Below are 12,460 nucleotides of genomic sequence, written 5' to 3' on the forward strand. Positions count from 1 at the left end.
GCCAGGAAGGCGAGGAGCGCGAGTGCTCCAGAACGAGTAGAAGACACCGGGCTTGCCTGAGACCTTGTCATTCTTTCCCCAGATGTCATGTCTCGCGTTGGTCTTGTTGCCGGCGGTGGTCCGCTGCTTGTGGTCGCGGTCGTACTGCGTCGACCCGCCCAGCTTCACTCCGAACGCGCTCACGGCACCGGACCACTTGATGCTGCGGGTTGCTGGAGAGGTGGAAGAACGTTCCTCGCTCGACCCAGGCACGATGGTTGGCGGGCGACTTGTCGTACCCGCCGTCCAAGGGGCGGACGTCCAGGGACTTGGTATCCACCCCTTTGACGATGTAGGGGTTGCCCTGCGGGATGCCAGAGGTGTCGCAGACCGTCGACCTCACAGCCCACACGTCGTCCGCACTTTTGAGCAGAGGGTGTGCCGACGGAATTGCTCCGTCTCAGCAAAAGAAGCCCCTCCGCCGGCCTTCCGTTTCTTGTGGTCGCCGCAGGGGCTTCTCATCAGCCAACAGACCGGCCGAGGAACGGCGTCCGGCATTGCGGCGCTCGATTGTTCACACACCCCGGCGTCACGGCACCGACCCACCGACAGCACCGGCCGGGACGCGTTCGTTCGGTGTTGCGGGCAGCGTGGCGTAGCGGTCCTGCCGGACGAGCAGGAGGCACAGGCCGGTGACCAGGACCAGGGTGATCGCGCTGGCCATGACCATGCCGGGAGTGAACGGCACCAGTACGACGGTGCTGGCCAGTTCCGCACCGATCAGGACGAAGAGGACCCCCCGAATCGTGAGCGGTGTCAGGTTGGTGCAGATCCATGCTCCCAGCGGGGCGCCGACAGCGACGATCGGAGCCGCGGCCACCCAGTAACCGACCACCGGCCCTGTGAAGTCCCTGGTGACGAATACGTGGGTGAGGAACGCCGTGATCGACACCACGGTCATCATCACCACCGTCGTCGGGGTGGCAACTTTCTCCGATACCCGGAACAGCAGTACCAGCAGCAGGAACATCACGCAGTTCTCTCCCACACCGACCACTCCGCTGACGACACCGCCCGCGAACCCGGCGACCACGACCAGCAGCAATTCGCGCCCCGTCCACACGGGGATGGTGGCGTTGCGCCGGTAGCCGCGCTGCCGCAGCTGGACGACGAGTGCTACGGCGAGCGCCACCAGCAACATGGTGAACAGTGCGCGCACGGTGGGCAGCGGTACGAGCGGGGCGAGCAGTGTCACGCCCAGCACCACCCCCACCGCCCCGGCGGCCGAGCCGTAGAACACCACCCGCCGCTCCACCGGTACCCGGCACAGAAGGATGGACAGCGATGCGGCCGTCATACCGATGGACTGGATGGCGAAGGTGAAGATCCGCGCCTGGTCCGGCGGGACGGCCAGCACCTTGGTCATGACAGGGAAGGCGATCGCCCCGCCGCCCTCGCTCGTTCCGCCGCCCACCAGCGACCCGAACACCATCGTCACCGCCACCCGCCAGTCCTGGGCGAGGACTTCGAAGTAGCGCGCACCCCACACCACGGCCCAGATCAGCCACACCACTCCGGCGAGCACGGTGTTGACCACCAGCACCCGAGGAAGCCCAGATTTTCCCGACACCGCTTTTCCCTTCGTCGCACGCGGCGTCCCAGGGGGGACGCCCCTCTGTCGAACCAGTCGTCAGGCAAGTGGGCCGAGTTCCCCGGACGCCGCAGGTGCGCAAGATGCGAGAAGGGTGACGACCGGCCGCTCCGCGGTCGGATCGTCCGCGGAGCCGTACGGGCCGACTGGTCACACGGAGTGCGCAGCACCCGTGGGATACAGCGACGCGCCTGTCGGTCCGGCCAGATCATCGTGCCCGTGGAGTGACCCGATTCTTCCAGGCTCAGTTGGCGCCCAAACGGTGCGCATACATCTGTACTCGGCGGCGCACTCGGATCGGTACGCAGACACTCAGGTAAGGCGTGCCGACAGGCTCGGCAGCGGTCAGGCTGCCGTGGCCCGCGTGATTGGGCACCTTCGAGACATCGGCATCCTGGACGCGCGCACAAAGCGGGGGGCGCTGCGGACGAAGAGGCTAACCACTCCATTCACCCGGATCTGGGCGAACACAAGAGCAGCCAACAGGCATTCGGCCCCCGCCAAGAAGTCGGCGAAGGCACCTCGCTGCTGTCGTCCTTCTCGGCGGATGGCACCGTGTCCCAGTCGACGGGGCACCCATGGCATCGTGCGCGAGAGGCGGCACGGAATCGCATGGGAGCCGCGCGACGCCATCCCTGCTCCGTCCTGCTGCGCCGCCAGGATCCGGCAGCGTAGTAATGCTTCGTCAGGTTCTGTGTCTGGTTCGGCTGCGGGGCAGGGGGCGGTTGCAGCGGAATCACGGTCGGTGACCTGCGCGGTCGCCTCGCGTGCAAACACCTCGTCGGACCATGATCCCCTTCCGGCCGCCCACCGCTTGCCCTGCCGGAACAGCCCCCGTTGGTGACTGCGACGGGCAGGGTCGGCCCCGTGTACCGGGCGGCCGGTGGGCCCTGTGTACTGGGCGGCCGGTGGGCTCCGAGGCCCAACGGCGCGGGATCACGACGTACGGCCGCCGGCCGGCAGCCAGGTGTCGACGGTTGCCGCCAGTTCGTCGAGTCCGGTGAAGACGTGGCCGTTCATGCCGATGGCTTGCGCCGCGCGTACGTTCTCGTCGCGGTCGTCGACGAAGAGGAAGTCGGCGGGGGCGGCCCGCATGGCGACGACGCAGTGGCAGAACGCCGCCGGGTCCGGCTTCGCCGCGTTGATCTTTCCGGAGAACGCCACGTGGTCCAGGTCGCGCAGCCAGGGGTGCGCGGCGCGGAAGGCGTCCGCGTGGTCGGAGGGCATGTTGGACAGCAGGGCGACCTCGGCGACGTCACGCAGGGAACGCGCGTAGCCGACCATACGGCGGTCGACGCGTGACCAGCTGTCGATGTCCGTGCGCCGCAGCTCCTCGACCGTGTCGGTGTCGGCGGTGCGGGAGAGCCACCGCAGTACGGCCGTCCAGTACTCGGACGCGGACCACCGCCCGGCGTCGTAGGGCTGGCGGCAGGCCCAGTAGGCCTCGGCGAAGACGTCTGCGGGTGCGTTGCACCGGGCGGCCATCTTCGCCAGGGCGCCGGGGCGTTGGTAGCGGGCGATGACCCCGTAGAGGTCGAACAGCACGATGCGTCGGTCGGTGGACATGGTGGGTCTTCCTCCGGGTCCAAGGGATGTGGATGTGGGTTCAGTGGCGGGGGTTCAGGGCGCGGGCGAGCGAGTCGAGGGCGGCCAGGGCGTCCGGACCGGTGGGGGTCAGGACGACGCTGGTGGCGCCTGCCGCGTGGCGGGCGTTGATCGCCGCGCGTGCCTGGTCGGGGGTGCCGGCGATGCTCAGCTCGCGGATCCAGGCGGCGGGCATGGTCCGGGTGAACTGCTGGGCGTCGGCGCACGCGGCGCGGTGTGCGCGCAGCTCGGTGGCGAAGGGGAGGGGGTCGATGTGCGCGGCCCAGTCCGGTTCGCCGATGGCGCCGAGGCCGTCGCGGACGCGGTTGAGCGCGGCGTCCTCGTCGTCATCGACGGCAGCGTTGTCGTAGCTGACGATTTCGCGGCCGTCGGCGTTGGAAGCGTTGCCCATGTGCCGCAGCGAGGAGGCGATGTACGCGGGGCCGGCGGGCTCGGCCAGGAGGAGGCCGTCGGCCACCTCGCCCGCGGCCGCCTGCGATTTGGGGCCGCGGACGCCGAGGATGACCGGCGGGACGATGTCGGGGGTCTCGGTGAGGACGACGCCTTCGCAGCGCACGTACCGGCCGTCCGTCGGGCCGGGCTCGCCGCGCATGAGCAGGCGCAGCGCGGTCGTGTATTCCTTGAGCAGGGTCAGGGGGCTGGCGGGCCAGGCCCCTGCCTGGCGCATCCAGTGGGGCATGCCGTGGCCGATGCCGGCGATCAGCCGGCCGGGGTAGAGCTGGGCGAGGGTGGCCAGTTCCATCGCGGTGAAACACACGTTGCGGGCGCCGGCGGGCAGGATGCCGATACCGACGGTGATGTGGGTGGTGCTGGCGAGGACGGGGCCGGCCTGGGCGAGTCCGCCGCGAAAGCCGAGGTCCTCCACGACCCAGATCTGGTCGAATCCCAGTTCCTCGGCTCGCCGGGCGTAGGGCAGCACGTCCTGGACGGGCAGGTCGCGGGGCAGCATGACTCCGACACGGCCGCGGGCGGGGGTGTCAGGGGTGGTGTCTGTCTCGTGCATCAAAGGGCTCCTTCTGATGGTGGGTTCCTTTTCACCGGTCCGGCGTCCGGCCGGGGTGGGCGAGAGCCTGTGCGGCACGGTGTCAGGCGTCGTGCCGCACAGGCGGTCGGTGACCGCTCGGTACTGTCTCGCGCGTGCGGCCGGATCCGGTACGCAGGACTCCGGCAGCCGTGGCGGATATCGCGCACAGCAGGGTGAGCAGCAGGAAGGCGTGGTTCAGCGGTACGAGATGGGTCAGCCAGCCGATGACGGCGGGGCCGGAGAGCATGCCGAGGTAGCCGAGCCCGGCGACGCGGGAGACGTTGGCCCCGGCGGCGGAGGGGTCGACGCGCCAGGTCGCGCTGTACAGCTGGGGTACGCAGCCGGACAGTCCCAGGCCGAACAGCGCCCAGCCCGCGAACGCGGCCCAGATCCACGGTGTGACAGCCACGATCGTGATCCCGACGGCGGCCGTGGCCGCGCCGTAGCGCAGGACCGCCATGGGCCCGAACCGGCCGGCTATGCGGTCGGCGAGCAGCCGTCCGGTGGTCATCGCCGCCGCGTAGGTGCCGTACGCGAAGGCGGCGGTGCTCGCGGGCGCACCGAGGATGTCCTTCAGGTGCAGCGCGCTCCAGTCGTTGGCGGCTCCCTCGGCCAGCATGACCATCGCCGCCAGGACGGCGAGCGTCCAGATCCGCCTGGGGGGCTTGCGCCGCTTCCCGGCGCGTGCCTGCTGGCCGGCCGCGGTGGTGGTGGGCGGCGCGGTCGGAAGCAGAGCCCGTGCCGACACCAGTGCGATCACGATGCCGGCGGCTCCCACGGTGGCCATGCCCAGGGACGGGCTCAGGCCGGCGCTCGCGGTGCCCACTCCGACGAGTGCGGCGATGACACCGCCGACGGAGAACATGGCGTGGAAGGCCGACATGATCGGCCGGTTGTACGCCTTCTCCACGTGCACGGCGTGGGCGTTCATGCTCACGTCGAGGCAGCCGTTGCAGAAGCCGAAGACCAGCAGGGCACCCGCCAGCGTCCAGAGATTCGGGGACAGGCCGGGCAGCACCAGGGTCGTGCTGGACAGAACTCCTCCGATGGCGAGCACCACGTTCGCCCCGAGGCGGTCGGCCAGGCGTCCGGCCACCCGCATGCCGACGAAGGCCCCGAGGCCCAGCAGCACCAGCAGGCTCCCCAGTGTGGCGTGGCTGATGCCCACCTGTTCCTCGATGGCGGGGATGTGCACCACCCAGGTGCCGATCAGGGTGCCGCACAGGGCGAAGTAGACGAAGTTCGCCACGCGGGCGGATCGGAGTGAGCGTTCCATGCCACCCACCGTAACAAACAGATTTAGTGTTCGAAAAGCCAGCCCATGAACAGTTTGATTGTTTGTTTTGGAGTGGTGTTCAATCGCGGTATGAGCAACACAGACCGGCACAGGCTGATCGCCCGGGCCGTCAGGGAGTCGGGAAGTGCCACGGTCCAGGAACTCGCCGAGCTGACCGGCGCCTCGGAGATGACCATCCGGCGCGACCTCGACACACTGGCCGCACAGGGCGCCCTCGAACGCGTCCGCGGCGGAGCACGCACCCTGCTGCTCAGGGGCGAGGAGCCGCCCTTCGCGCTGCGCGCCCACGAGGCCGTCGACGCCAAACGCCGGATCGCGGCCGAGGTGTCCTCACTCATCGCCGACGGCGAGACCGTCCTCCTGGACAGCGGCACCACCTGCCTGGAGGTCGCCCGTTGCCTCCGTCAACGGCCGATCACCGTGATGCCCCTGTCCCTGCAGGCCATCCACACACTCGGCGACTCCCCGGGCCCGACCACGCTGATGGTGCCCGGTGGACGCCCTCGCGCCGCAGAAGGAGCCCTCACCGGCCCCCTCACGCTCGCCTCCCTGTCGGCGCTGCGCTTCGACACCGCGATCATCAGTTGCTGCGGCCTGAGCGCAGCCGAGGGCCTGACCGCCTACGACCTCGACGAAGCGGCGGTGAAGAAGGCGGGCATCTCTTCCAGCCGCCGCATCGTCGTCGCCGCGGACGGCAGTAAACTCGACCGCACCGCCCATGCCTACGTCGGCCCCTCCACGCTCCTGCACACCCTCGTCACCGACACCACCGCGCCTGCCGACGAGGTGACCGCACTCGAAGCGGCCGGCACCGTCGTCAGGACCGTCTGACGAGGTGCCAGGGGGGCCTGCGCGGCCCCCGCCGAGTGCCAGTGCGGCCCCCACGGAGAGCCGGCGCGGCGCCGCCCGCGTCCCGCACGTCGAAACCGGGCAATGGCAGGGATGCCGGCGGGTCCCGCAACTGGCCGGTGTCCAGGCGGCCGTGACCACGGGGCCAGGTCGAACATCAAGGGTCAAGCTCAAAACCAGACGCAACTGGCGGCCGCAGTCAACGTATGGAGCCTCCACCGATCCCGGAGCAGTTCACCGACGGCCCCGCCACCGGTCGGATCGCCCTGTCGGCATCGCTCGCCGAGCGCGGCGACGCGCTGGGCCCGCCGCTACCTCAACGAGCTCGACCTGCGCTCCAGGTCCCGCTGACGCCTCTGGCCGTGCCGGCTCGACAGGTTCGGGAAACGCGCAGAATGCTAGCGAAGTTAGATTTTCTAACATCGTTAGGGGTTTGTGGTGGGGAAGCGGGAAGAGGTACGTCAGCGGACGTTCGCCGAGATCCTGGAGGCGGCGGGCCGAATGGCCGAGACCGAGGGCTGGCGGGCGGTGACCATCCGGCGGATCGCCGCCGAGATCGGCTACAGCGCGCCGGTGATCTACCAGCACTTCCCGAGCAAAGAGGCCGTACTGCACACGCTGCTGGTGCGGGTCAACGGTGAGTTGGCGGAGCGGATGCGGGCCGCGGTGGCCGGCGAACCGGCGTCACGGGGACCGCACTTGGCGGCGGCCGCATACCTGGAGTTCGCCCGGTCACGGCCCAGCCTGTACCAACTCATGTCGGGCGCACCCGGCACGGACGTCGACGCCTCCACCCGCCGTGCCGCCGTCGACGTGATCGCCTTCACCAGGCACCTCATCGCGCGTGGGCGGCCGGGACCGCGGCCGAGCCCACCAGTATCGAGGACGCCTGCGACCTGCTGTGGGGCACGCTGCACGGCCTCGCGAGCATCGGGTCGATCGAGGGAGAAATGATCTATCACCACAACCGCTTCACCTTCAAGACGACTGTCACCGCCCAACAGCGCGAGGAGGCCCTCGCCGGCCTGCGCAACCAGGGCGAGTCGATCGACGCGGTCGCACGGTACGTCGTCGGCAGAGACATCGGCGGCGAGTTCGAGTACGGCGCTGTCTTCCTCATCGAGGATCTCGACGGGTACTGGGAGTATCTGATGGCGCCCTCACACGCCCACACCGACCGGATCGGTCTGCCGCTGCTGGAGTCCTTCGTCTCGTACGACACCACCCACAGCGACGACCCCGACATCGCCCAGAAGATCGCCGACCTGCACGCGCGACGCTACGCCGGCGACCCCGCCCTCACCAAGCTGGTGGCCGACCTCCCCTCCTGCACCGGCAGCGGCGCGCCGACCTCCACCGACTCCTGCAGCGCACACTGAGGGCTGTCCCGTGTTCCTTGAGGTCCCGATGCGATGATCATCGGGACCTCAAGGAACAAGCTCAGCTGTCGTGCCGGAAGTACCGCACCGCACCGAGGTGAACGACCGCCGCGAAAGCTCACCGTGAAATCGTGAAGCGGTACTCCTCCCAACCCGGCGCGCGCCTGCCGATCCGTCACCCGTGCACCCCGCTGTGGTGATCCCGGCGGTCTCGTCGCCGTGATGCCCGGTCAGTAGTGGATGAGCAGCCGGTCGAGGACTCGCATGCCGAAGTCGACGGCCGACACCGGTACGCGTTCGTCGACGCCGTGGAAGAGTGCTGAGAAGTCCAGCCCCGGCGGCAGCCGTCTCGGGACGAAGCCGTAGCCGGTGATGCCGAGCCCGGCGAAGGACTTGTTGTCCGTCCCGGCCGCCAGACAGTACGGGACGGTCCGTGCCCCCTCGTCCTCGCCGAGCAGGGCCTGCGTCATGGCCGCCACCAGCGGGGTCTCGAAGGGAGCGGAGACCGCGACATCTCGTTCGATGGTCTCCAGCCGGACCCCGGGTCCGGCCAGTTCGGTGAGCGTCCGCTCGAACTCGTGCTCAAGGCCGGGCAGAAACCGTCCGTCGACCTCCGCGGTGGCGCGGCCGGGCACCACATTGGTCTTGTATCCCGCAGTCAGCCGCGTCGGGTTGGCGGTGTGGCGGAAGGAGGCGCCGATGAGGCGGGCCAGCGGACCGAGGCAGTCGAGCACCTGTGTTGGATCGGGATCGTCGGCGTCGAAGGGCACACCGAACGCCTCGGCGGTCTCGGTGAGAAAGGCCCGGGTGGTGGGGGTGAGCACCAGCGGCCAGTGGTGGGCGGCGATCCTGGCCACCGCACCGGCCAGTTCCGCCACCGCGCTGTCGGTGTGCAGCATCGAGCCGTGCCCGGCCCGGCCCTCCGCGACCAGGCGGAGCCAGTGCAGCCCCTTCTGCGCGGTCTCGATCAGATAGAGGCGGCGCTCCGGGCCGGCCTCCACCGAGAAGCCGCCGACCTCGCTGATGGCCTCGGCGCAGCCCTCGAACAGGTCCCGGTGGTGCTGGACGAGGTAGCGGGAACCGAGCGCGCTGCCCGCCTCCTCGTCGGCCATCCACGCGAACACCAGGTCCCGGCGGGGACGCCGGCCCGTGGCGGCCCAGGAGCGGGCCAGGGCGAGCATCATCGCGTCCATGTCCTTCATGTCGATGGCACCCCGGCCCCAGATCTCACCGTCCCGGTGTTCCCCGGCGAAGGGCGGCACGGACCACTCGGACGGGTCGGCGGGCACCACATCGAGATGGCCGTGGACCAGCAGGGCGGGCAGAGCGGGGTCCTGGCCCGGTATGCGCAGAACGACATTGCCGCGCCGGGGCGCGGACTCCAGATAGACGGGGGCGAGCCCGGCGTCGCCGAGCTTCTCCGCGACGTACTCCGCCGCCCGGCGCTCACCGGGCCCGCTGCCGTCACCGGGGTTGGAGGTGTCGATCCGAAGCAGGTCGGTGAGGAGACCGACCGCGTCCCGGGTGTCGGGGTTCACCGCTTGGCCACGAATCCGCGCTTGTGGGCCCGGGTGACCAGGGTCGCCTCACAGCGGACCAGGCCGGGGAGCCGGCCCAGGACCTCGACCTGGAAGGCGAAGAGGTCGTCCATGGCGGGCAGTACGGCGAGGACGTTGACCGCCTGGGTACCGGCCACGACCCCGCAGTAGCGGACCGCCGGGTGCAGTGCCAGGGCCTCGGCGACCGGCTCTATGGCGGAGGGGACCGTCTCCAGCCACAGTTCCGCCTCGACGCCGTAGCCGAGGAGTTCGGGTTCGATCTCGGCGCGCAGCGCCACCGCACCGCTGCCCAGCAGGCGTTCGGTCCAGCGCCGGGCGGTAGCCGGGACCACGCCGAGGCGTTCGGCGAGTTCCACCCAGCTGTAGCGGGCGTTCTCCACCAGCAGCTCGATCAGCCGGTGGTCGCTGGGCTGCATCTCGACGGGGGCACCGGGGTAGGGGACGGCCGGCGCACCCGCGGTGACCGCCTCCGCCTCCTCCGGGGTCAGATACTCGGCGTGCCAGGCGGTGGTGGGCTTGATGTGGCGCAGGACCGGGTAGCTGCGGGTGCTGCGGATCCCGGTGATGGACGGCAGCTCGTGGGACGTCACCTGGTGGAGCGCCGCCCGGCCGTCCGCCAGCAGCTCGCAGGAGACGTCCGCGTCGCCGGTGACCACGGCGACCCAGCGGGTGTCGGCCCGCAGCGCGAGTGCCTCGGCGACGTGGTCGGCGCTCCCCGGATCCACCTCGACCCGCAGGCTGACCGTCTGTCCGAGTCCGGTGCGCAGTTCGTCCACGAAGGCGGTGAAGCGCAGGGCGTCCGCGTCCACGAGCCGTTGGACCCGGCGGGCGACCGTGCGCTCCACCTCCCCCAGGGCCTGGGCGAGCAGGCCGTAGGGCACCCGGGCGTCGATCTGGAGTGCCGCGACGATCCGCCGATCGAGGCTGTCTGTTTCCATCATGCTGGAAACCTTAGATGTCTTATTCCATAAATTTCAAGAGAACTCTTGTCTGAAAATTGAAGTACTGGCAAGCTGTGCGCCACCCAACGACAAACCGAGGGAAGGAGCGCACCGATGGGCATATCCACCCCGTCGCGCGGCCGGTTCACTCCGGGGCGGCTGCACACGCAGGTGGCGATCGGGCAGCTGGCCGTCCACTCCGCGGCCGAGGGCGGCCCGGTCGTGTTCACCCGCCGCACGGTCGTCGCAGGACGGGACCGGATCGGCCTGTGGGCGGTGCCGCACGCCGGGGGCCCGGCCCGCCCGCTGACCGACGGCCCGTGGTGCGACACCCGGCCTCGCTTCTCCCCGGACGGACGGACCCTGGCCTTCCTCCGCGACGGGCAGCTGTATCTGCTGAAACCGGCCGGGACGTCAGCACCTCGCCGTGTGACGGATTTCCCCCGCGGAGTCCAGGACTTCGACTGGGGCCCGGACGGCGGCTGGCTCGCCGTCCTCGCCGAGGACGGACAGGCCCCCGAGGAGCGGCGCGAGAGCACCCCGTACCGCACGGGTGAGCGGGAATCCGCGGACGGCACGGACGGCGAGCCGACCTGCCGGGTGCTGGAGCGGGCCGGCTGGCGCCTGGACGGCGAAGGACTGCTGCTGCACCCCCGCCATGTGCACCGCGTGGAGATCACGGGCGCGGCCCGGCGGCTCACCGCGGGACCCCGCTCGGTCGCCCGGCCCCGTACCGGTCCGGACGGCACGGTGTACGTGCTCGCCGACCCCGGACCCGACGCGGACCTCGCCCCCTGCCCGCAGGTGCACGCGGTGACGCAGGGCGGGCCGCTGCGCCCGGTCACCGCGCTCGGCGGCGGTGTGGTTCGCCACCATGTGCGCGCGGACGGCACACTCACGCTCATCGGCCGGTCCCGGACCGGTCCGAGGGACCAGGACCCTCCGCAGGCATTCCACGCCGACCCGGCGGCGGACCGTCCCGTTCGCCTGCTGCCGGGGTGCGGCGACCAGTGGGTCGGGGCGCTGTGCGGTGAGAGCGACCTGCACGACTGGTGGACCGAGGCCGAGGACTGCGCCGAGGTGACGGGGATCGCCCACGACGGTGGCGTACGCCCGTACGACCTGATCACCGGGCAGCCGCTGACCGGGCCCGGTACCGTCGTCGGCTCACTCGCCCGGCACGGCCCGCTGACCGCCGCCGTCCTGGTGCCCGCCGGGCGGATCGCCGCCCCCGAGGTGTACGCGCTGGACGCGGACGGTACCGCCCGTCGGCTCACCACGCTCGGCTCCGCCTGGCTGGAGGGCCTGGACGCACCTGCCGTGGAGCGGGTGGAGGCACCCGGACCGGGCGGTCCGGTCACCGTCCATCTGCTGCATCCGCCCGGTGCGGACCCGTCCGACGACCTGCCCACCGTGGTGTCCCTGCACGGCGGACCCACCAATCAGTGGGGCCCGCTGCCGAACATCGAAGCCCTGCTGCTGGCCTGCGCCGGCTACCGGGTGGCGATGCCCAACCCGCGCGGCTCCACCGACCGGGGCAGTGCCTGGGTCGGCGGGCTGCACGGGGCCTGGGGGCGGGCCGACTCGGAGGATGTCCACGCCGCGGTGGACCACCTCCTCGCCACCGGCCGGGCAACCGCCGGCCGGATCGGGGTCTGCGGGCTCTCCTACGGCGGCTTCCTGACGCACTGGCTGGTGGCCACCGGTGACCGCTTCGCCGCCGCCGTCGCCGAGAACGGCGTCAGCAACCAGGTCTCCGCCTGGGCGAACTGCGACATCGGCCCGTCCTACGGAACAGCCTCCGGCATGGGCGACCCCCTCGACGACGAGGGCGCGGCCCGCCTCTGGGAGGCATCCCCGCTGCGGCTCGCCGCCAGGATCCGCACCCCCCTGCTGATGCTCCAGGCCGAGGACGACCTGCGCTGCCCGGCCGCCGACAACGAGCAGCTGTTCCTGGCGCTGCGGCGGCTCGGCCGGACCGTCCGCTATGTGCTCTATCCCGAGTCCAGCCACCTCTATCAGGGCACCGGGCGCTTCGACCGGCGACTCGACCGTCATGAGCGGCTCCTGGACTGGTTCCGGACCCACCTTCCTCTCGACAGTCCCTAGAAAGGCCCGCGCCGCCATGTTTCGCAGGAACCGTCAGCGCCCCCGCCGGGCCGCGCCACTCGTCGCT

Annotated in this window: 10 protein-coding genes; 4 read left to right on the forward strand and 6 right to left on the reverse strand. The window is 70.7% G+C overall.

What is annotated here, in order from left to right; all coding sequences use genetic code 11:
• Positions 1-568: 568 nt before the first annotated feature.
• The 4 genes from OG413_RS27405 to OG413_RS27420 form a co-directional block, all read right to left on the reverse strand.
• The gene (locus OG413_RS27405) at positions 569-1,609 is read right to left on the reverse strand and encodes a TSUP family transporter (RefSeq protein ID WP_266809690.1); all 1,041 of its coding nucleotides are present in this window, start codon (positions 1,607-1,609) and stop codon (positions 569-571) included.
• Positions 1,610-2,566: 957 nt separating this feature from the next.
• Positions 2,567-3,196, reverse strand: a complete 630-nt coding sequence (locus OG413_RS27410) for an HAD-IA family hydrolase (RefSeq protein WP_266809691.1) — start codon at positions 3,194-3,196, stop codon at positions 2,567-2,569.
• A gap of 40 nt (positions 3,197-3,236) precedes the next feature.
• A complete protein-coding gene (locus OG413_RS27415; RefSeq protein WP_266809693.1) occupies positions 3,237-4,238 on the reverse strand; it encodes an LLM class flavin-dependent oxidoreductase in 1,002 nt (333 codons plus the stop codon).
• A gap of 82 nt (positions 4,239-4,320) precedes the next feature.
• Entirely contained in the window at positions 4,321-5,535 is a 1,215-nt protein-coding gene (locus OG413_RS27420) for an MFS transporter (RefSeq protein WP_266809695.1), read from the reverse strand.
• Between the two features lie 90 nt (positions 5,536-5,625).
• On the opposite strand from OG413_RS27420, the gene OG413_RS27425 reads away from it, so the two are divergent.
• From OG413_RS27425 to OG413_RS27435, 3 genes are all read left to right on the forward strand, one after another.
• On the forward strand, positions 5,626-6,387 hold the full coding sequence (locus OG413_RS27425; protein ID WP_266809697.1) for a DeoR/GlpR family DNA-binding transcription regulator: 762 nt from the start codon (positions 5,626-5,628) through the stop codon (positions 6,385-6,387).
• Positions 6,388-6,843: 456 nt separating this feature from the next.
• Positions 6,844-7,359, forward strand: coding sequence for a TetR/AcrR family transcriptional regulator (locus OG413_RS27430; RefSeq protein ID WP_266809699.1), 516 nt, complete (start codon positions 6,844-6,846; stop codon positions 7,357-7,359).
• Positions 7,356-7,784 (forward strand): Dabb family protein, encoded by a 429-nt coding sequence (locus OG413_RS27435; protein WP_266809701.1) that lies wholly within the window; start codon positions 7,356-7,358, stop codon positions 7,782-7,784. Before OG413_RS27430 ends, OG413_RS27435 begins: the two co-directional genes overlap by 4 nt.
• A gap of 230 nt (positions 7,785-8,014) precedes the next feature.
• Here the strand turns inward: OG413_RS27435 and OG413_RS27440 are convergent, their stop codons facing one another.
• Together OG413_RS27440 and OG413_RS27445 are read right to left on the reverse strand one after the other, a co-directional pair.
• Positions 8,015-9,322 (reverse strand): M20/M25/M40 family metallo-hydrolase, encoded by a 1,308-nt coding sequence (locus OG413_RS27440; RefSeq protein ID WP_266809703.1) that lies wholly within the window; start codon positions 9,320-9,322, stop codon positions 8,015-8,017.
• Positions 9,319-10,284, reverse strand: a complete 966-nt coding sequence (locus OG413_RS27445) for an Lrp/AsnC family transcriptional regulator (RefSeq protein ID WP_266809705.1) — start codon at positions 10,282-10,284, stop codon at positions 9,319-9,321. Before OG413_RS27445 ends, OG413_RS27440 begins: the two co-directional genes overlap by 4 nt.
• Positions 10,285-10,398: 114 nt before the next feature.
• Between OG413_RS27445 and OG413_RS27450 the strand changes: the two genes are divergently transcribed.
• The gene (locus tag OG413_RS27450; RefSeq protein WP_266809707.1) at positions 10,399-12,393 is read left to right on the forward strand and encodes a prolyl oligopeptidase family serine peptidase; all 1,995 of its coding nucleotides are present in this window, start codon (positions 10,399-10,401) and stop codon (positions 12,391-12,393) included.
• The last annotated feature ends 67 nt before the right edge of the window (positions 12,394-12,460 follow it).

This window comes from Streptomyces sp. NBC_01433 (assembly GCF_026340105.1).
Taxonomy (GTDB): domain Bacteria; phylum Actinomycetota; class Actinomycetes; order Streptomycetales; family Streptomycetaceae; genus Streptomyces.